Raw genomic sequence first — 19703 nt, forward strand, 5'->3', positions numbered from 1 at the left:
GATTCATCCCTTTCAAATAGAGTTCTACTTTCCCCCGATACCGCTCACATTGCGTACTGGCTGTTATACAGCGTTGCATAAAAGCCGTTCTGTGCAAGCAGCGTCTCGTGGTTGCCCTGCTCGATGATATGACCATCCTTCATGACCAGAATGACGTCCGCGCTGCGGATGGTGGAAAGACGGTGTGCAACGATAAAGCTCGTCCTGCCTTCCATCAGCTTTGCAAATGCATTCTGAATCTTTAATTCTGTTCTGGTATCGATTGAGGACGTCGCCTCGTCTAAAATCAGCATCGGCGGGCGACACAGCATGACGCGCGTGATGCACAGAAGCTGCTTCTGTCCCTGGGAAAGGCTTCCGCCGTCCTCCGAAATAACCGTGTCATAGCCCTCCGGCAAGCGCATAATAAAACTGTGCGCATGGCATGCCTTCGCCGCTGCTTCGATCTCTTCCTGCGTCGCATCCGGCTTTCCGACCGTAATGTTGTCGCGGATGGTCCCGGCTCTCAGCCAGGTTTCCTGCAGTACCATGCCGTATCCCGCACGCAGGCTGTGTCTGGTCATTTCCCGGATATCCACATCTTCTACCGAAATGGAGCCGCTGTTTACATCATAAAACCGCATTAACAGGTTGATCACCGTGGTTTTGCCGCATCCGGTGGGTCCGACAATCGCCACGCGCTCACCCGGCTTTACCTGCAGATTGAAGTTCTCAATGAGCTTCTGCTCCGGCACATAGGAAAACGCAACGTCCTTCAGCTCCACTTTTCCATCCACATGCTGCAGTGAAACCGCATTTTCCACTTCCGGCACCTGAGATTTTTCTTCAATCAGCTCGAATACCCGTCCCGCGCAGGCGATCGCGTTCTGCAGCTCTGTTACGACGCCGGAAATTTCATTAAAGGGTTTGGTGTACTGATTTGCATAGCTCAAAAAGCTGCTCAGCTGTCCGACCGTCAGCCGTCCGTTGATCGCAGCCAGCGCGCCGAAGATGCCAACGCCGGTATACACAAGGCTATTGACAAAACGGGTGGACGGATTTGTGATGGAGGAAAAGAAAATCGCTTTCAACGAGCAAGTCTGGAGACGGCCGTTGATTTCGTCGAATTTTTCGATGGCATCCTTTTCCTGCCCGAATGCCTGCACAATCTTCTGGTTGCCGATCATTTCATCGATCAAAGCGGTCTGCTCGCCTCTCGCTTCGGACTGGGCCTTGAACATGCTGAAGGTCCGTTTTGCGATAAACGAGGCCACAAACAAGGAAACCGGTGTTACCACCAGCACGACAATCGTGATGCCGACGTTGACCGAAAGCATGAAGCCGATCGTTCCCAGAATCGTAATCACACCGGTAAAGAGCTGGGTAAACCCCATCAGCAGACCGTCCGCAAACTGATCGACGTCTGCGATGACACGACTGACGATCTCACCGTGGGCATGTCCGTCAATGTATTTGAGGGGCAGGACCTCTATCTTTTCAAATGCCTCGTTTCGAATATCCCGCACGATCTGATAGGTCAGTTTATTGTTGCAGACGTTCATAATCCACTGCGCCAGTGCGGTGATCCCGATCATGACCGCCATTTTGATCAGAACAGCAATCAGTCCGTCAAAATTGACATTACCTTTTCCAACGATGCAGTCCACCGCTTTACCGATTAACAGTGGAAGATACAGCGTGGATGCGACAGTAATCGCCGCTAAAATCACAGATAAAAGAAGGAAAAAACGGTACGGCTTCATATAGTGCAGCACTTTTTTCAGGGTCTGCGTCTGTCCTGCTTCCATTTTTTTTACCATGCTCAGCATCCTCCTTTCTCTGCCTTACCCGCATTGGCGGCGTTTTCACGCACTGCCTTCGCCGCCTTTTCATCGAACTGGGAATAATAAATTTCCTGATAAACCGGACAGGTTTCAAGCAGCTCCTCATGGGTTCCAAGTCCGGCAGCCTTTCCATCGTCCAGCACCAGAATTCGGTCTGCATGCTGAATGGAGGACGTTCTCTGGGAAACGATAAAGACCGCAGGATTTCCTTCCATATTTCGGATCGCTTTTCGAAGCGCCGCATCCGTCGCATAGTCGAGGGCAGACGCGCTGTCGTCCAAAATCAGGATTTCCGGCTGTCTGACAAGGGCACGGGCAATGGTCAGACGCTGTCTCTGACCGCCGGATAAATTCTTGCCTCCCTGCTCGATTCTACTCTCGAGCTGTCCGTCTTTTTTCTCAACAAACTCTTTTGACTGGGAAATTTCCAGCGCTTTCCACATTTCTTCTTTGGACGCGTCCTTCTTTCCCCAACGCAGATTCTCTACAATGGTTCCGGCAAACAGCACTGCTTTCTGCGGCACGATGCCAATCCTGCTGCGCAGCACTTCCGGGCTGTAATCTTTGACGTCCACGCCGTCTACCAGGACACGTCCCTTTGTTACATCATAAAAACGGGGGATCAGATTGACCACACTGGATTTACCGGAACCCGTACCGCCGATGATACCGATCGTCTCACCATGCTTTGCTGTAAAGCTGATGTCCGTCAGCGATTCGCTGCCCGCTCCCGCATAAGTCAGACACACATGGTCAAAGACAACCGCAGGCGCATTTTTGTCCGTCTCAATTTTCTGTTCCACATCAGCCAGTTCCATACTGTTTTGCACTTCCAGCACGCTCTGCACACGGTTGCCGCAGGCGATCGCTTTTGTCACCGTGATAATCAGATTCGCCAGCTTGACAAGCTCTACCAGAATCTGGGACATGTAATTGACAAGCGCTACGATCTGTCCCTGGGTCAGGATGCCGGAATCTACACGGATCGCGCCGGTATACAACAGTGCAATAATCGAAACATTGACGATCACATAAGTAATGGGGTTCATCAGACCGGAGATTCTGCCGACGTATTTCTGCAGCCCGGTCAGCGTTTCATTTTTTTCCTGATAACGGCTTAATTCTTCCTCTTCTTTATTAAAAGCGCGGATGACGCGTACGCCTGTCAGGTTTTCCCGGGTCAGACCCAGAACCTGATCCAGCGCCGCCTGCACCTTTTTGTACAGAGGCATCGTCCAGAACATGATGCCGAACACGACGATGGAAAGCAGCGGAATCGTCACCACGAAAATCAGCGCCGCCTTTGCATCTACGGTAAACGCCATAATCATCGCGCCGAACACAATAAAGGGTGAACGCAAAAACAGGCGCAGCACCAGATTGACACCGGATTGTACCTGATTGATATCACTCGTCATTCTCATGATCAGCGTAGACGTGCCGAGGGTATCCATTTCCGTATAGGACAGTCCCTGGATATGCGCAAACAGCTCATGGCGCAGGCGGGTGGAAAATCCGGTCGCCGCTTTCGCCGCAAAATACTGCGCTGTAATCGAGCAGACCAGTCCGATGACACCCAGCGCAATCAAAAGCATACACATCCTCACGATGTACGGTTTGTCCGATCCGCCGATACCCTGATCGATCACCGCAGCCATTACCAGCGGGACAAACAGCTCAAATAATGCTTCCAGCATTTTAAACAAAGGAGCGAGCACTGTTTCCTTTTCATACCCCTTCAAATAACAAAGCAGCTTCTTCACGTTTTGTCTTCCTCCATTCGGTCTTTTTATCTGCCAAAAATCCGGTTATAGCCATAGGGCAGCGGCCGTCCGAACAGATCCGGCCATCGAATGCTCTCTACCACGCCTTCCGTCTTTTCTGCCGCTTCCTGATTGTCCGGATTATCCGGGATTCGGTTCCCACACTGCACATTTTCGCAGCTGTCGCATACGCCGGCGCAGCGGACGCCCTCCTTTGTCAATTCTGCCCAGAACACGACGCTTTTTTTGGGGATCAGGCAAAGGCTTTCGTTGCAGGTGATGTAGGCAGCGGTATATTGACCATCGCAGTCAAGCAGTTTCAGCAGCGCCGGAAGCTGTTCAATCGGCTCACTGCTGCTTCCCAAAAAGATCATCTGCTTCACAAACCAGCCGGTTCTTCGATGAATTTCCGCATGGAACCGGCTATAGGCTTCCATCAGAGCTTCTCCGGCGAGTGTTTCAACCATATAACTTTCCAGCAGCATGTCCTGCTCTTGAAGCTTTTCCTGCAGCTCGTCCACCCCTTTTCCAAGTGTCATGGATGCTGCCAGTCGGTCTTCTTTTTCCGGGCACGCTGCGAACCGGCAGCTGATCTGATCGCTGCAGGCATCCTTTAGCCGGGTGCACAGCTGCTTGAGCTGCTCACGCTCGTCTTCCGGAAAATGATAGCGTGCAAGCGTCCGTGCTGTAAGGAGCACTGTGTCTGCGATTGGAAGCACTACTGATTGCGGCATCGCGTAAACGGGCGGAATGACGGATTGCGCAGATGCTGTGCCTACAGGCTGACACACCGATTGCGCAGAGGATGCGCCTGCAGGCTGACGCGCCGATTGCGCAGAGGATGTGCCCTGCAGCCCAATCATAACGGGCGCTCCTGCAGAATCTCCGCAAAATATCCCATGTGGGACACCGGCTCCCCGGCGCAGTACAGATGAGACGTGTCTCCCAGCATCTGCGTCCGGAACATTCCATAGCCCTGCTCCACCTCTTCCGTACTCACAACCGTCATGGAAGACGGCGGCAGAAACATCGTATGATTCAGACATACCGGAGAAATGGAAAGCAGATGGGACAGCATATAAAATGTCACTCCCATATGGCAGAACAGCACGATTGTGTCCTCATTATGCTGCTTCGTGCGATATAAGCGTCCCTCCCTGTGGTAACCGTGTTTTGCGAGGATGCCGTCTAAGCCATCGCAGACTTTCTGATAGGTCTCTGCAACCGGACCGCTTTTCATCAGATCCGTTTCCAGAAAACGATCTATATTCAGCAAATCCGGCTCTTTTGTCCAGTAAGCGGGCTTTAAATCCCAGCTCAGCCGGTTCTTTCCGGTTTCCGGGTCAACGACACAGGCATCGAATTCGCGCATCCAATCACATATCACTGCCTCCCTGCCGCATTCCTTCAGCGTAAACGAAGCAGTATCCTTCGCCCTGCCAAGGGGCGAGCAGTAAAATTCATCCACCTTCCAACGCTTCGTGCGCTCAGCAAGAAGCTTCGCTTCCCGCCAGCCCTTTTCTGTCAGGCTGTCAATTGAATAATCCGGTTCTGCATGCCGAATAAAAATCAGTCGCATCGACCCTCTCCTCCTTTTGTATCTCCCCATTTTCCAAATTGCTATGTAGTTTTTTCTGCTATGCAGCAAACATGTTTTCATGTTACTCCATTTCCACAGAAAAATCCAGCGCCAATTCTGCGTTCCGTCAGCGTAGCGCAGTGAAATTTTTTACGAATACCAACCGCATTCCGCGCAGCACGCTCTGTGCTTCCATCCCAGATACCGCGTTTTATCCGACGGTGCCCGGTGCACCCGGTACATCCTACTTCTCCTGTGTCCGACGGGCGTCCCGCAGGCAACGCGAAAAAACCGCATATCCCAGCAGCGCACCCACGCAGTTCAGCAAAATATCATCCACATCAAATGCGCCGAATGCCGTAAAAAGCTGAAACAGCTCGATACAGCAGACAAGCACGAACGCGTCCAGAAACAAAATCCAGAATCGGCGGCTCTCCTTTTGCAGAAACGGCAGTAAGAAGCCAAGCGGCACAAAAGCAAGCACGTTGCCGAAAAGATTTTCAAAGCTGTTTAATTTTCCCCAGTAACGGATATACATCCGAATCGTCTTAAATAAAGTGAAGTTGGCGGTTCCAAGTCCCTCCCAGACAACCTCCTTTGTCCAGGAAGCAGCGATCGCCTCCAGCCGCGCAAGGGGATACTTAAAAACAATCACCTTGAGCAGCACAAGAATATAAAAGAAAAACACAGTCTTGAGAATGTGCTTTGTTTTCCGACTGCTTTCATCCTCTGCAAAAAGACTGTGTCCCAGTTGATTCCATATCTTTTTCATAAAGATCCTCTACTGATAATAAACCTCCATCAGGCAAAGTCCGGACGCCGGTGCCAGCATTCCCGCCTTCTTCCGGTCTTTTCCGTCCAGAATCGCAGCAATTTCTTCCGGTCTGCGCACCCCGAGACCGACCTCCACAAGTGTTCCGGTCAGAATGCGGACCATATGGAACAAAAATCCGTCTCCCCGAAAAGAAATCCGGATATCCGCGCTGTTTTGCTCGAACAAAATGGACTCTATCGAGCGGACAGTCGATTTTTTCTTGTTTTTTGCGGAGGTAAACGCTGCAAAATCATGCGTCCCGACCAGATACTTCGCCGCTGTTTTCATCGCATCTACATCTAACTGCTGTTCGATCTGCCATACCAGCCGTCTGTCAAACACCACCGGGATTTTGCTGTTGTGAATCCGGTAGCAATAGGTCTTACCGACCGCATTTAAACGCGCGTGGAACCTGGGAGCAGCCTCCTGACAGGAAATAACCGCCACATCCTCCGGCAGATACTGGTTCAGCTTATCCAGAAGCTCTTCGCAGGAAAGCTCCGTATTCATATGGAAATTCGCGGTCTGCCCTAGGGCGTGCACACCTGCATCCGTCCTGCCGGATGCCTGGATTTCCACCGGAGTCCCCGCAATTTTCGAAAGTAGCGCCTCGAATTTGCCCTGCAGCGTGTTCTGAGTCGTCCCCTGCCGCTGCCAACCCTGATATCTGGTTCCTTCGTATTGAATCACAATTCTAAAGTTGCGCAAATCATCCTCCACTCTGCGGGCACAGCGCGCCAAAACCCCCGAACAACCAAGCGTTTCCTCAGACTTTGGCGCGCCGCCCCGAACCTCACGACAACGTTTTTTATTCCTTTTTCTCCGAAATCTCTGCCTTATCCTCCGGGGTCAGGCGCCGGAACCGGTTAAAGCCATGCACCAGGATCCGCACACTGTCAATGGTTGTGTCAAAAAATCCCGCCTGATACATATTGGCAACAATAATGCCTGCCGGAACTGCCAGGATCATGCCGGCAACGCTGCCTACCTTATAACCGATAAAGATCAGAAACAGGGTCGGAAGCGGCGGAACGCCAATGGAATCCCCAACAATTTTCGGCTGGATGAGCTGACGCAAAAGCTGTCCAACTCCCCAGATGATCAGCAGCCCGATGGCCATTTTAAAGTCTCCGCCAAGCACCTTGATCACTGCCCATGGCCACAGAACCGTACCGGTTCCGAATACCGGCAGAAAATCCAGGATCGCAATCCCGATCGAAATCAGCGCACCGTAACGCACCCGCAGGATCAAAAAGCCCACCAGCATCAGAAGATATACCCAGATCTCGATCTTTAGCTGTGCTTTGAAATATCCGCCAATGGCACCGGTCAGACTGTGATACATCACATCCCACTTTTTGCGGAAGTTCTCCGGTACATATCTGCGAAATGCAGCAATCACTTCTTCCCGCTGCGCAACGAAGAAATAAGAGGACAACAGGCACATAATGACACCGACGATGATCGTCGGGATATTTTTGGCAAAATTGCCGACTGCAGATACCGTCGGACTGCCCATATGATCCACTGCGCTGCTCAACAGCTTCATCAGCGAATTCAGAATTCTGGCAACCTGCTCCTGCACGTTTGGAGAAAAATAGTGAGAAAAGCTTTCCAGTGAGTTTCCCGCGTTGGAAATATCAGACTCCATTGCCTTCCAGAGTCCCGGCAGCTCTTCCACAAATCCCTTCAGCTGTCCTGCAAGCAGGCTCAAGATCCCGTAAATACCAGCTACGATCGCAGCGATAACTGCAATAATGACGATCGCAGAGCCTGCTTTTCTGCGGATCTTAATCTTTTCATCCAAAAAACGCACCAGCGGGTTTGCGATCATCGCGATGATCCAGCCAATTACAAAAGGCATAAAATACGAAATGACCGATGGCACAACAAATACGACAAACAGCAAGATCACTACTGCAGTGATCAGGTTTAACACCGCTTTTACATATTTTCTGGATTGTCTCCACATGCTTTAATGCCTCCGTCTTCTGAGAGAATGCTGTCGAGCAGATCATAAATTTCTTCCCGTCCCTGCTTGGAAAGAGAGGAATACGGGATGATGATCGTATCCTTCTGTGCCTCTAAGCCAACCCGAATTGCCTTGAGCTGCTTTTGGATCTGACTGCGGTTGATTTTGTCCAGCTTGGTTGCAATGATGATCGGATCAAAGCCGTAATGACGCATCCACTGATACATCTGCTTATCGTTTGCAGACGGGTCGTGCCGGATATCGATCAGCAAAAAAACCGCCTTTAGCTGCTTGGAGGAATGCAGGTATCGTTCGATCATCTTGCCCCACTGCGCCTTGACTTCCTGATTGGCTTTTGCGTAGCCATAGCCAGGCAGATCTACCAGATAAAACACTTCATTTACATTATAAAAGTTGATGGTCTGGGTTTTGCCGGGCTGGGAAGAAGTTCTCGCCAGGCTTTTCCGGTTCATGATCCCGTTGATGAGGGAGGATTTGCCAACGTTACTCTTTCCGGCAAATGCAATTTCCGGCAGTATATTGTCCGGAAGCTTACTCGTAATGCCGCAGACCGTTTCCAATTGAACGGATTTGATTACCATATCAGTTGTTTCCTTTCCCGCCCACAAAAGCGTGCGCAATCACATCGTCCATCGTTTCTACAAAAAGAATTTCCAACCCATTTTTGATCTCCGCCGGAATCTCTTCAACGTCCGGACGGTTCTTTTCTGGCACCAATACTGTCTTGATTCCAGCAGTCTTTGCCGCCAGAGTCTTTTCCTTTAAGCCGCCGATGGGCAGCACTCTGCCCCGCAGCGTAATTTCGCCCGTCATCGCCAGATCGGCGCGAACCGGCGTATGGGTCAGCGCAGACAGAAGCGCCGTCGCCATCGTAATACCGGCGGACGGTCCGTCCTTGGGAACCGCTCCCTCCGGAATATGAATATGAAAATCATTCTTTTTAAATACGTCGGGATCGATCTGGTACCGCTCGCTGACCGAACGGATATAGCTCAGGCCAGTCATAGCGGATTCCTTCATCACATCGCCTAACTGTCCGGTCAGCTCCAGCTCGCCTTTGCCCGGCATCATATTGACTTCAATCTGCAGCGTATCGCCGCCCACACTCGTCCATGCCAGGCCGCGCACAATTCCGATTTCGTCCGTCTGATTTGCTTTCAGAGAATGGAATCTGGGCTTGCCGAGATATTTTTCAAGGTTCCGGTCGTTGACGCGGATACAGCTTTTATCCTCTTTTAACAGCTCTCTCGCTGCTTTCCGGCAGATCTCCCCAAGCTTTCGCTCCAGACCTCTGACACCGGCTTCTCTTGTATAACCCTCAATCACGCTGCGCAGTGCATTATCACTGACGATCAGCCGTCCCTGCATACCGTTTTTCTTCAGCTGCTTGGGCATCAGATGCTCCCGTGCGATGTGGAACTTTTCCGCAGCGGTATAACTGCTGACCTCGATCACTTCCATACGATCCAGAAGCGGACGCGGAATTGTCTCGGTCGTATTTGCCGTCACAACAAACAGAACCTCCGATAAATCGATCGGAATTTCCACATAATGATCACGGAAATTGCAGTTTTGTTCGGCATCCAGCACTTCCAGAAGCGCCGAAGCGGTGTCTCCTTTATAGTCGCTCGAAACCTTATCCACCTCATCCAGCAGCATCAGCGGGTTTTTCACGCCTGCCTGTCTCAAACCATTGACAATCCGTCCGGGCATTGAGCCGACATAGGTTCTTCTGTGTCCCCGGATCTCCGCCTCATCCCGCACACCGCCAAGGCTGATGCGGACGTATTTTTTATTCAACGCCTCTGCAACGCTGCGTGCAATCGAGGTTTTACCGGTTCCGGGAGGTCCTACCAGACAGATAATCGGGCTTTCTCCCTGCTTGGTCAGCGCGCGCACCGCCAGAAATTCCAGCATACGCTCCTTTACCTGTTCCAGACCATAATGATCCCGGTCAAGAATCTCCTCCGCGCGGGTCAGGTCGGAGGTTTCGCGGGAGGTTTTGTCCCACGGAAGCTCCAGAAGTGTCTCGATGTAGGCACGTTCCACACCGGACTCTGCACTGTTTGTGGAAAGCCGTTTGAATCTGGAGATTTCTTTTGCGATCTTTTCCTTTACTTCTTTAGAGGCTTTGAGCTGCTGCAGCTTTTCTTCATACAATGCTGCATCCGACGCATCGTCCTCCCCCAGCTCCTCCTGAATATATTTCAGCTGTTCCCGCAAAATGTAATCTTTTTGGTTTTTATCCACACGTTCCCGCACTTTTTCCGTCAGATCAGTGCGGATTCTGGCAACCTCTACCTCCGTCGCAAGCACCTCTGCCAGCGCTTCGAAACGGCTTTCGAGATCCACCTGCTCCAAAATTTTCTGCTTTACGGTGTAATCTGCCGGAATATTTTCGATAATCTGATCCATCAGCTTACCAGGATCGTGAATTTCCTCCATATGGCGCAGAAGCGTCCGTCCCGTTCTGGGATAATATTTGCAATATTCTGTGAAACGATCGCGCGCGCTGCGCAGCATCGCTTCTTTCCTGCTTTCGTCCATTGCCGGCACTTCCAGCACCTCGATGTCGCCACCGAGCCATTCCCACTCTCCAAAAAGCGTCCTAAGACGTCCTCTGCAAACGCCCTCTACGAGAACGCGAACCAGATTGTCCGGCAGCTTCGTGACCTGTTTTACCTTTGCAATACAGCCGATCTGGTACAGATCCTCTGCCTGCGGGTCCTCCGTCTCAGCATGGCACTGGGTTACCAGAAATACCTCCTGATCTTCGCTCATCGCCTGTTCTGCCGCCAGAATGGACTTCTTGCGGATCAGGTCAAAATGTATCATCGTATCCGGCAGGATCGTCATGCTGCGCAGGGCGATCACCGGAAGTTTTTTGAAATTTTCCATCGTATGCTATCTCCTATTGATGCGGAGTTTAGGATAAAATCCTGCGGAGTGTTTTTTATCGTATGGAAACGAAGTTTCCTATACGATAAAAACGCCGTCCGTATCTGTCGCGGGCGGCGTCTTTTACTGTCATTCTATTTTGCTTCTTTAAAGCCGTCCAGAAGTCCCTGTTTTTCACGCCGTACCACCATCGGTTTTCCGGTTCCTTCTACCGCTTCTTTTGTAATTACGCACTGTGTAATGCTCGGATCGGAAGGGATCTGATACATCACATCCATCATCGTCTTTTCCATGATGGAGCGAAGTCCTCTGGCGCCTGTCTTTCTCTCCAGCGCGAGGTCAGCGATCTTTTCAATCGCTTCCTTCTCAAAGGAAAGCTTTACATGGTCGAATCCAAAGAGCTTCTGATACTGCTTGATCAGCGCATTCTTCGGCTCCATGAGGATTCGGATCAATGCCTCTCTGTCCAGTCCCTCCAGCGCTACCGTAATCGGCACGCGTCCGACGAACTCCGGAATCAGTCCGAACTTCACCAGATCCTGCGGAGTTACATCCGCATACAGCTCGCCTGCCTTGCGCTCTACGTTGGAAGAAATCTGTGCGTTGAAGCCGATGCTCTTTTTGTCCAGTCTGGATTCCACGATCCGCTCGATGCCGTCAAAGGCGCCGCCGCAGATGAACAAAATGTTCGTCGTGTCAATCGGAATCAGCTCCTGCTGCGGGTGCTTCCGTCCGCCCTGGGGAGGAACACTCGCTACTGTGCCTTCCATGATCTTCAGCAGTGCCTGCTGTACGCCCTCTCCCGAAACGTCGCGGGTAATCGATACGTTTTCACTTTTCTTCGTGATCTTGTCGATTTCATCCAGATATACAATACCGAGCTGTGCCCGTTCAATATCATAATCAGCCGCCTGAATCAGCTTTAACAGGATGTTTTCAACATCCTCACCGACATATCCGGCTTCCGTCAGCGTCGTCGCATCTGCGATCGCAAACGGTACGTTGATGATCTTCGCCAGAGACTGTGCAAGATATGTCTTGCCGCTGCCGGTAGGTCCCAGCATAATAATGTTGGACTTCTGCAGCTCAACGCCATCGTCGTCCGCCCCGGCTGTCACTCTTTTATAATGGTTATATACAGCAACGGACAGTACCTTTTTGGCCTCTTCCTGACCGATCACATAATCATCGAGGAATTCTTTGATCTGCACCGGTTTCAGCAGGTTGATCTGTTTAGGATCTTCCTCCTGCGGTTCTTCTTCATTTTCCTCTTCGATGATTTCGGCACAGATGTCCACGCACTCATCACAGATATATACGCCGTCCGGACCAGCAATCAGCTTATGCACCTGATCCTGTGTCTTGTGGCAGAAGGAACATCTCACCTGGTCATCAGAAAATCTGCCTGCCATATCGTTCTCCTATCTATTTCTTATTTCAAATAATCCTCGTGGGAAGTGATAATCATATCGATCAGGCCATATTCTTTGGCTTCTTCTGCGGTCTTCCAGTTATCTCTTTCGGTGTCCGCAGCGATCACTTCGTACTCTTTTCCAGTATTCTCCGCAAGAATTCTGTTCATTCTCTCTTTTGTTTTTAATATATGCTTCGCGTTGATTTCGATATCAGTCGCCTGTCCCTGTGCGCCGCCCAGAGGCTGATGGATCATGATTTCCGCATTCGGGAGGGCCATTCTCTTGCCTTTCGTGCCGCCTGCCAGCAAAAAGGCTCCCATGCTTGCCGCCATACCGATACAGATCGTAGAGACATCGCATTTGATAAATTTCATCGTATCATAAATTGCCATACCGGCAGGAATAGAGCCGCCGGGGCTGTTGATATACAGATGGACATCCTTGTCCGGGTCTTCAGATTCCAGGAAAAGAAGCTGAGCCACAACGAGGCTCGCCGTTACATCGTTTACTTCCTCACCCAGGAAAATAATTCTTTCTTTGAGCAGTCTGGAATAAATGTCATAGGAACGTTCTCCGCGGCTTGTCTGTTCGATTACATAAGGTACTAAACTCATATCTGAGCACTCTCCTTTCACAAGGGGTATGCCAGAGCAGTTAAACGCCCCTGCTCTGGCATACATAAAACCCTGCGGTTTTTTTTTATTGCAGCAGGAAACTGCCCCGCTGTCGGATTTGATCTGTTTCCAATCTTATCCCATGGCATTGTCTTTTGCAACAAATCCAGCTGATATTTAAGAAATATTTTAGATCATGTTCGAATCGTTCGCAGTTTGAAATTATTTCTCTACTGCTTCGCTTACAACGAAATCTACAGCCTTGCGGACAGCCAGATCTTCCATGATCTGCTTCTTGCCGGCTTCACCCATCAGCTCTTTGATCTTGTCTGCTTCCATCTTGTAGCCTTCTGCCATGCGCTTTACTTCTGCATCAAAATCTTCTTCCGTAGCTTCGATATTCTCAGCAGCTGCAACCGCTTCCAGAACCAGTCTGGATTTGATTCTGCGCTCTGCCTGAGGTTTTACCTGCTCCATCATGTGCTCGTAGGTAAGACCGGTGAACTGGAAGTACTGCTCCAGGTTCAGGCCCTGCATCTGCAGTCTCTGACCGAACTCGTCGATGGTCTGTCTCTGCTGAGTCTCTACCATAGCGTCCGGGATCTCCATCTGCGCATTCTCTACGATTGCGTCGATGACAGCGTCTTCCTTAGCGCCCTTAGCGTCTGCTTCTTTCTTTGCAAGCAGGCTCTTCTTGATATCTTCTTTGTACTCAGCCAGGGTTTCAAACTCGGAAACCTCGCCTGCGAACTCGTCGTTTAATTCAGGAAGCTGTTTTTCCTTTACTTCCTTAACAGTTACCTTGAACTGTGCAGGCTTGCCAGCCAGCTCGCTTGCATGGTACTCTTCAGGGAAAGTTACGTTTACTTCGCACGCTTCGCCTGCGTTCTTGCCGATCAGCTGCTCTTCGAAGTCGCCGATGAAGGAATGGGAACCGATCGTCAGATTGTAGTTGGTGCCCTTGCCGCCTTCGAAGGCTACGCCGTCGATGAAGCCTTCATAGTCGATTACAGCGATGTCGCCATCCTGTACAGGACGCTCCACAACTACAGTTCTGGAGTTGTTTTCCTGCTGCTGCTTTAAGTCAGCCTCAACCTCTTCGTCGGTTACGGAAACTTCTACCTTGTCAACCTCAACGCCCTTATACTGGCCCAGGGTTACTTCCGGCTTTAATGCAACCTCTGCAGTAAAGATGAAGGATTTGCCTTCTTCGATCTGGGTAACGTTGATCTTAGGAGAAGAAACGATGGTCTCTTCACATTCTTCCAGCGCTTTTTCGTATGCTTCCGGAATCAGGGCATTGGCAGCATCTTCGTAAAATACACCCTTGCCGTACATCTGCTCGATCATCTTCTTGGGAACCTTGCCCTTACGGAAACCGGGTACGGAGATTTTGCTTTTGTTTTTCTGGTAAGCATCTTCCAGTGCCTTGGAAAATTCATCTGCGGAAACCTCAATGGTCAGTTTCGCCATGTTCTTTTCAAGTTTTTCAACCTGTAAACTCATTGTATAAGTCCTCCTCGTGTTGCTTTTGTCCGTCTGACGGATATTCCAGTGAGCCGCCGGTACAAAAGCGTTTTTATAAAAAGACGCACAACCGCATCAAACTCACTACAGTCATTGTACGATTATATCATAAGGTGTTTTAAAATGCCAGTTTTTTTTGACAGTCTCCCGATTTTATGCTATTGTTAAGACAATTCGTGCTGACCCTAAAGATTTTTGCCGCAGTTTTTCGGATTGCGGGCTGATTTTCTGCGGGAGAAGGCGTACACAGGAGGAAATTTTATGGACAACCGCGTAGCCCTGATTGGAATTATGGTGGAAAATCCCGATTCGATCGAAACGATGAACCGTATTTTGCATGAATACGGACAGTATATTATCGGACGGATGGGACTGCCTTACCGGGAGCGCGGTCTTTCTATTATCAGCATTGTTCTCGACGCGCCTATGAACCAGATCAGCAGCCTGTCCGGCAAGCTCGGCATGCTGGACGGCATCAGTACGAAAACCATCTATCAAAGTCTGAAAAAGGAGACATGATTATGAAAAAGTTTGGTTCCCTGCTGATGAGCGCCCTGCTGTGCGCATCCCTGCTCGCAGGCTGCTCATCTTCCGCTTCCGTTTCGCAAAGCACTGTTCCCGAAACCATCAGCACTGCCGAAGGCGCTATCGAAACCGGCTCCGAGGAAGTTTCTTTAGAAGAAATGACTGCTGCTAAAACAGAGACCTCGACCGAAGCCCTGGAGGAAAGCTCTGATGACACCGTTGTCCGCGTAGGCGGCCTCAAAGGTCCTACCACAATGGGACTGGTCAAACTCATGGATGATGCCAAAAACGGCACTGCCGCAAACAACTACGAATTCACAATGGTGACCGCCGCCGACGAACTGACCGGTCTGGTTGCTTCCGGCAAGGTGGACATCGCCCTGCTGCCCGCGAACGTCGCTTCTGTCCTGTATCACAAGACAGAAGGTAAGGTTTCCGTGATCGATATCAACACCCTCGGCGTTTTATATCTGGTATCCGGCGATTCTTCTATCAGCTCGATCGAAAACCTGTCCGGCAAAACCGTTTATCTGCCCGGCAAAGGCACAACCCCGGAATATGTGCTCCGCTATCTGATCTCTGCATCCGGTCTTTCCGACGATGCCGTGACCCTCGAATTTAAGTCCGAAGCATCCGAGGTTGCCGCAGTTCTCGCAGAAGATCCCAATGCGATCGGTCTGCTTCCACAGCCTTTTGTAACTGCTGCCATCGCGCAGAACGACAGCCTGTCCGTTGTCCTTGATCTGACAAAAGTATGGGACAGCCTGCAGGAGGATGGTTCCAACAGCCGTCTCGTGACCGGCGTTTCGATCGTCAACAACGAATTTTTATCCGCACACAAAGATCTTGTAGATACGTTTTTAACGGAGCACGAGGCTTCGATCGCCTATACTGCAGCCGATCCTGAAGGTGCTGCTGCCCTGATCGAAAAGGCAGGCATCGTCGCAAAAGCTGCCATCGCACAGAAAGCACTGCCCGCCTGCAACATCACCTATCTCGACGGACAGGACATGAAGGATGCGTTAAACGGCTATCTGTCCGTACTGCTTTCGCAGAACCCACAGTCCGTTGGCGGTTCCCTGCCGGAGGATGATTTCTATTATCTGCAGTAAAAAAATGTGCTTCGGCACATTCTTGCGCCGAGTGCGCATCCTCGCGGAGCGTTTCTTATCATATGAAAACAAAGTTTCCATATGATAAGAAGTTACAGCTGCATCCCGCGCTTTTGCGTGCGGCTGCAGCTGTTTTGATATGGAGCATTTTTTATGAATAGAAAAAAAGGATTCCCGAAGCTTTTCAAAAAGCTCGGCATATACGCGTTCTGGCTGCTCATCTGGCAGCTGCTTGCTGTTTTCTTTCACAATGACATCCTGCTCGTCGGCCCGTCAAAAACGCTTCGGACCTTTTTTTCATGTCTGATTACCGCTGGGTTCTGGCGTTCCATCTGGTTTTCGATTTCCCGCATCTGCATTGGATTTTTTCTAGCCATGCTGCTCGGCATCCTGACCGGAGCGCTCTCCTGCCGCTTCCGGATTGTCGGGGAATTTCTGGAACCGCCAATTCAGTTTATGAAATCTATCCCGGTCGCGTCATTTGTCATCCTCGCCCTGATCTGGACCGGTTCGAAAAACCTTTCGATCCTGATTTCTTTTCTGGTCGCCTATCCGATCCTGCACATCAGCACGGTCAGCGGCTTAAAAAGCACCGCCTCGAAACTTTTGGAAATGGCGCAGGTTTTTCGCGTTCCTTTCCATAAAAAAGTCTTTTACCTGTACCGTCCGGCGCTGTCTCCTTATCTGATCAGCGCCTGTAAATCGGCGCTCGGCATGGCATTTAAATCCGGCATCGCCGCCGAGGTCATCGGCGTCCCCGACTTTTCCATCGGTGCAAACCTCTATGAAGCAAAAATTTATCTCGACACGGCTTCTTTGTTTGCCTGGACGCTCGCGATCATTCTAATCGCCTCCTGTTTTGAAAAAATTCTGCTCTGGCTCATGACTGCTGCCGGCGGAAAGGGGAACACTGTTCATGAAAAACAATGATCTGATTCTGCAAAAGCTTTCCAAATCCTATCACGGACAGGTCGTCTTTTCCGATCTAAGCCTCGCACTTTCTCCCGGAAACGCCTATTGTCTCATGGCTCCGTCCGGCACAGGAAAAACAACGCTTTTTCGCATCCTGATGGGTCTGGAAACACCGGACAGCGGCACAATAGATGGACTAAAAAATCTCAAAATTTCCGCTGTTTTTCAGGAGGATCGGCTGCTGGAGGGCTACGATGTCCTGACAAATCTCCGTTTTGTGTGCAGGCAGCGCCTTTCCGACGCAGAACTTTCTGCCTACGCTGCAGCCCTTTTGCCGCAAAATGCCCTGTCCCAGCCGGTATGCGAATTTTCCGGCGGCATGAAGCGCCGATTATCTTTGCTGCGTGCCCTGCTCGTTCCCTTCGACCTTTTGATTTTAGACGAACCCTTCAACGGTCTGGACAGCGAAAACCGCAAAAAAGCAGCTGCGCTCGTCCGCAACCGCGCACAGGACAAAATTCTTCTATTTGCCGCCCATACACAAGAGGACGCTGCACTTTTGGGTGCAGAAATTCTCTGCCCGTTCGATTCCTATTGTTCTGTGTAAATCAGTCGTTCCAAAGGAAACTAAAATGACAAAAATTTCCATTATAATTCCCTGTATCCGGAACATACTAAGCTCAAGATAAGCAAATGTGACACTGATACATCGACCGGACAGGCAGCTGCAGAGCCAACGTTCCATCCGATGACAGAGTCTCTGCAGCTTATCTGAAACCCAACAGCAGAAAATAATGGAGGTGACTAATCATGGCAACGAATTCTGGTAAATCCAATAGAGTGGAAGTTCCTGAGGCGAAGGCCGCACTGGAACGCTTCAAAACTGAGGTTGCGTCCGAGCTGGGCGTCAACTTAAAGGAAGGCTACAATGGTGACCTGACTTCCAAGGAAGCCGGCTCCATCGGCGGCGAGATGGTTCGCAGAATGATCAAGAAGCAGGAAGAATCCATGAAATAAAAAGCATTTCATGAAATAAAGATCATTTCATGAATAAAAAATAATTTCAGCCGTCCGGTAAATATCTGCCGGGCGGCTGTTTTGGTCTGTTTCTATTAAATGGGACGGTGCGCTATGCCGTCTTTTTTTTCTTCCTGCGCTGCGCCATCTGCTCGTGGAATTCTTCGAGGGTCGCGCGCCCTTCCTGTGTAACCGGTTTGACCCATTTGCCGCTCGCAGTATAGCATAGCTCGAACACCAGACGGATCAGCTCATCTGTATACAAAAAGGCGAACACGGCCAGGAACGGCAGATGCAGAACCATGCCTGCAACCCAGGTTGCAGGTACGCTGATCGTATACAGACAGATAATTTCCAAAACGGTTCCGAAAATTGCCTCGCCGCCTGCGCGGTAACAGGTATTCATAATGTAGTTACAGGTTCGCACGGTTCCCGCTGCCAGATAAATGAGCAGCATATATTTTCCATATTCCATAGCCTCTGCTCCTAATCCGAACAAAGACAACAGCGGGCGGTTGAAGATCACACCAACCAGACAGATACCAAATGTGATCGCCGGGCAGAGAATCGTGAACCCTTTCACATACTGATAGCCCTTCATATGCCGTCCTGCACCAATCTCCTTGCCGACCACAACGCTGCTGGCATCCGCCAGTCCTCCGAAGAAGGCATAAACAAAGCCCTCCAGAACACGGAACGCTGCCATTGCTGCGATCGCACTTTCCGACTGTCTTCCGATCACGATATTGATCAGCATCTGACCGATGCCGTAAAACAGCTCATTGCACAGAATCGGAAAACATTTGGACAGATAGGTTCCGGCAAATCCTTCTCCCCAGTGGAACATTTCCTGTACATGCAGGGTAACCGTCTTTTTATCTTTCAGCAAAAACACCGTCAGGATGATCAGATTGACAATACCGGAAACCAGCGTGCCTACCGCAGCGCCTGCCGCTCCCATTTGCGGCATGCCGAACCGTCCGTAGATCAGGATCCAGTTCAGGACAAAATTGACCACCAGCGCAACTGCGGAAGAAACGAGGGGAATCTTGACGCGCTCTGTCGCCCGCATCAGAAAGCTGATGATCACCGCCAGTACCTGCAGCGGATAAGCAAAGCCAACGATCCGGATATAGGGAATCGCCACCTCTATAATATTTTTCTTATCTGTATAAATTCCAAGCAGAAACTCCGGTCTTGTCACCGCTACTGCTCCGAACAAAAGACCGACAAGCAGCATAAAGCTCATGGAAAGCCCAAAGGTTTTGTTGATACCCTTTTCACTTTTGGCACCCCAATACTGGGAAAAGAACAAAAGCGCGCCTCCTGCAAATCCGAAATAGCAGGAGAAAAACAGCGACGAAATCTGCGAGCAGATGCCGACCGCCGCGACCGATAGCTCTCCCATGCTTCCGATCATGATCGTATCCACCATGCTCGCCGTCGTAGACAATAAATTCTGAAACGCGATCGGCAGTGCAATAGTATAGACTGCCTGTGCAAATACGTTCCATCTGATTCTTTTCTCTCTCATCTAATACCCCTTATCTGTCGTATTTTTGTCGATGGTATCCCCTCAGTATATCATCAGAGTCAACTACCCACGACCTAAAGGTCATGGGCTTGTAACTGCCCAGTCGTACTAACGGTTTACACCTCCGACCTTTAGCCCCAATAGATACTGCTATCTAAAGTGGCGTTACATCATAGG

Annotated in this window: 18 protein-coding genes; 5 read left to right on the forward strand and 13 right to left on the reverse strand. The window is 50.4% G+C overall.

The genetic code is table 11. The features are described 5' to 3' along the window. Positions 1-44: 44 nt before the first annotated feature. The 12 genes from OCV62_RS08610 to tig all read right to left on the reverse strand — a co-directional run bounded on the left by OCV62_RS08610 (position 45) and on the right by tig (position 14405). A complete protein-coding gene (locus OCV62_RS08610) occupies positions 45-1799 on the reverse strand; it encodes an ABC transporter ATP-binding protein (RefSeq protein ID WP_262586048.1) in 1755 nt (584 codons plus the stop codon). Between the two features lie 2 nt (positions 1800-1801). Next, positions 1802-3586, reverse strand: coding sequence for an ABC transporter ATP-binding protein (locus OCV62_RS08615; RefSeq protein ID WP_262586049.1), 1785 nt, complete (start codon positions 3584-3586; stop codon positions 1802-1804). A 26-nt stretch (positions 3587-3612) separates the two neighbouring features. After that, a complete protein-coding gene (locus tag OCV62_RS08620; RefSeq protein ID WP_262586051.1) occupies positions 3613-4320 on the reverse strand; it encodes a hypothetical protein in 708 nt (235 codons plus the stop codon). 125 nt (positions 4321-4445) lie between these two features. Next, positions 4446-5165: a histidine phosphatase family protein gene (locus OCV62_RS08625; RefSeq protein ID WP_262586052.1), complete on the reverse strand. Its 720-nt coding sequence runs from the start codon at positions 5163-5165 to the stop codon at positions 4446-4448. A gap of 244 nt (positions 5166-5409) precedes the next feature. Next, positions 5410-5937: a VanZ family protein gene (locus OCV62_RS08630; protein WP_262586054.1), complete on the reverse strand. Its 528-nt coding sequence runs from the start codon at positions 5935-5937 to the stop codon at positions 5410-5412. A gap of 9 nt (positions 5938-5946) precedes the next feature. After that, positions 5947-6687: a tRNA pseudouridine(38-40) synthase TruA gene (gene truA, locus OCV62_RS08635; RefSeq protein ID WP_262586056.1), complete on the reverse strand. Its 741-nt coding sequence runs from the start codon at positions 6685-6687 to the stop codon at positions 5947-5949. A gap of 100 nt (positions 6688-6787) precedes the next feature. Continuing rightward, a complete protein-coding gene (gene ytvI / locus OCV62_RS08640) occupies positions 6788-7951 on the reverse strand; it encodes a sporulation integral membrane protein YtvI (RefSeq protein WP_262586058.1) in 1164 nt (387 codons plus the stop codon). Next, a complete protein-coding gene (gene yihA, locus OCV62_RS08645; RefSeq protein WP_118496145.1) occupies positions 7924-8553 on the reverse strand; it encodes a ribosome biogenesis GTP-binding protein YihA/YsxC in 630 nt (209 codons plus the stop codon). The genes ytvI and yihA overlap by 28 nt, the downstream gene beginning before the upstream one ends. Before the next feature lies 1 nt (position 8554). Then, positions 8555-10870 (reverse strand): endopeptidase La, encoded by a 2316-nt coding sequence (gene lon / locus OCV62_RS08650; RefSeq protein ID WP_262586061.1) that lies wholly within the window; start codon positions 10868-10870, stop codon positions 8555-8557. 134 nt (positions 10871-11004) lie between these two features. Next, on the reverse strand, positions 11005-12282 hold the full coding sequence (gene clpX / locus OCV62_RS08655; RefSeq protein ID WP_021915764.1) for an ATP-dependent Clp protease ATP-binding subunit ClpX: 1278 nt from the start codon (positions 12280-12282) through the stop codon (positions 11005-11007). 20 nt (positions 12283-12302) lie between these two features. Beyond that, positions 12303-12899: an ATP-dependent Clp endopeptidase proteolytic subunit ClpP gene (gene clpP / locus OCV62_RS08660; protein ID WP_021915763.1), complete on the reverse strand. Its 597-nt coding sequence runs from the start codon at positions 12897-12899 to the stop codon at positions 12303-12305. A 222-nt stretch (positions 12900-13121) separates the two neighbouring features. Then, positions 13122-14405: a trigger factor gene (gene tig / locus OCV62_RS08665; RefSeq protein ID WP_021915762.1), complete on the reverse strand. Its 1284-nt coding sequence runs from the start codon at positions 14403-14405 to the stop codon at positions 13122-13124. Positions 14406-14687: 282 nt separating this feature from the next. Here tig and OCV62_RS08670 point away from each other — a divergent pair, with 282 nt between their 5' ends. The 5 genes from OCV62_RS08670 (at position 14688) to OCV62_RS08690 (ending at position 17992) form a co-directional block, all read left to right on the forward strand. After that, positions 14688-14945, forward strand: coding sequence for a TM1266 family iron-only hydrogenase system putative regulator (locus tag OCV62_RS08670; RefSeq protein WP_021915761.1), 258 nt, complete (start codon positions 14688-14690; stop codon positions 14943-14945). A gap of 2 nt (positions 14946-14947) precedes the next feature. Continuing rightward, positions 14948-16063 carry an ABC transporter substrate-binding protein gene (locus OCV62_RS08675; RefSeq protein WP_262586066.1) on the forward strand — a complete coding sequence of 372 codons (1116 nt, stop codon included), beginning with the start codon at positions 14948-14950 and terminating at the stop codon, positions 16061-16063. Between the two features lie 153 nt (positions 16064-16216). Next, a complete protein-coding gene (locus OCV62_RS08680) occupies positions 16217-16993 on the forward strand; it encodes an ABC transporter permease (protein WP_262586068.1) in 777 nt (258 codons plus the stop codon). Beyond that, the gene (locus tag OCV62_RS08685; protein ID WP_262586070.1) at positions 16980-17582 is read left to right on the forward strand and encodes an ABC transporter ATP-binding protein; all 603 of its coding nucleotides are present in this window, start codon (positions 16980-16982) and stop codon (positions 17580-17582) included. Before OCV62_RS08680 ends, OCV62_RS08685 begins: the two co-directional genes overlap by 14 nt. 203 nt (positions 17583-17785) lie before the next feature. Next, positions 17786-17992: an alpha/beta-type small acid-soluble spore protein gene (locus OCV62_RS08690; protein WP_021915757.1), complete on the forward strand. Its 207-nt coding sequence runs from the start codon at positions 17786-17788 to the stop codon at positions 17990-17992. Between the two features lie 112 nt (positions 17993-18104). Here OCV62_RS08690 and OCV62_RS08695 read toward each other — a convergent pair whose 3' ends face one another. Next, on the reverse strand, positions 18105-19526 hold the full coding sequence (locus OCV62_RS08695; RefSeq protein ID WP_262586071.1) for an MATE family efflux transporter: 1422 nt from the start codon (positions 19524-19526) through the stop codon (positions 18105-18107). Positions 19527-19703 lie beyond the last annotated feature (177 nt).

This window comes from Gallintestinimicrobium propionicum (genome assembly GCF_025567525.1).
GTDB lineage: Bacteria > Bacillota > Clostridia > Lachnospirales > Lachnospiraceae > Gallintestinimicrobium > Gallintestinimicrobium propionicum.

What these genes read in the sequence shown, in the direction of transcription:
- ytvI (WP_262586058.1), bottom strand. Translation starts at nt 7,951, where the DNA reads ATGTGGAGACAATCCAGAAAATATGTAAAAGCGGTGTTAAACCTGATC.
- OCV62_RS08620 (WP_262586051.1), bottom strand. Translation starts at nt 4,320, where the DNA reads ATGCCGCAATCAGTAGTGCTTCCAATCGCAGACACAGTGCTCCTTACA.
- clpP (WP_021915763.1), bottom strand. Translation starts at nt 12,899, where the DNA reads ATGAGTTTAGTACCTTATGTAATCGAACAGACAAGCCGCGGAGAACGT.
- OCV62_RS08630 (WP_262586054.1), bottom strand. Translation starts at nt 5,937, where the DNA reads ATGAAAAAGATATGGAATCAACTGGGACACAGTCTTTTTGCAGAGGAT.
- lon (WP_262586061.1), bottom strand. Translation starts at nt 10,870, where the DNA reads ATGGAAAATTTCAAAAAACTTCCGGTGATCGCCCTGCGCAGCATGACG.
- yihA (WP_118496145.1), bottom strand. Translation starts at nt 8,553, where the DNA reads ATGGTAATCAAATCCGTTCAATTGGAAACGGTCTGCGGCATTACGAGT.
- clpX (WP_021915764.1), bottom strand. Translation starts at nt 12,282, where the DNA reads ATGGCAGGCAGATTTTCTGATGACCAGGTGAGATGTTCCTTCTGCCAC.
- OCV62_RS08670 (WP_021915761.1), top strand. Translation starts at nt 14,688, where the DNA reads ATGGACAACCGCGTAGCCCTGATTGGAATTATGGTGGAAAATCCCGAT.
- OCV62_RS08695 (WP_262586071.1), bottom strand. Translation starts at nt 19,526, where the DNA reads ATGAGAGAGAAAAGAATCAGATGGAACGTATTTGCACAGGCAGTCTAT.
- OCV62_RS08610 (WP_262586048.1), bottom strand. Translation starts at nt 1,799, where the DNA reads ATGGTAAAAAAAATGGAAGCAGGACAGACGCAGACCCTGAAAAAAGTG.
- OCV62_RS08680 (WP_262586068.1), top strand. Translation starts at nt 16,217, where the DNA reads ATGAATAGAAAAAAAGGATTCCCGAAGCTTTTCAAAAAGCTCGGCATA.
- tig (WP_021915762.1), bottom strand. Translation starts at nt 14,405, where the DNA reads ATGAGTTTACAGGTTGAAAAACTTGAAAAGAACATGGCGAAACTGACC.
- OCV62_RS08675 (WP_262586066.1), top strand. Translation starts at nt 14,948, where the DNA reads ATGAAAAAGTTTGGTTCCCTGCTGATGAGCGCCCTGCTGTGCGCATCC.
- OCV62_RS08625 (WP_262586052.1), bottom strand. Translation starts at nt 5,165, where the DNA reads ATGCGACTGATTTTTATTCGGCATGCAGAACCGGATTATTCAATTGAC.
- OCV62_RS08690 (WP_021915757.1), top strand. Translation starts at nt 17,786, where the DNA reads ATGGCAACGAATTCTGGTAAATCCAATAGAGTGGAAGTTCCTGAGGCG.
- OCV62_RS08685 (WP_262586070.1), top strand. Translation starts at nt 16,980, where the DNA reads ATGAAAAACAATGATCTGATTCTGCAAAAGCTTTCCAAATCCTATCAC.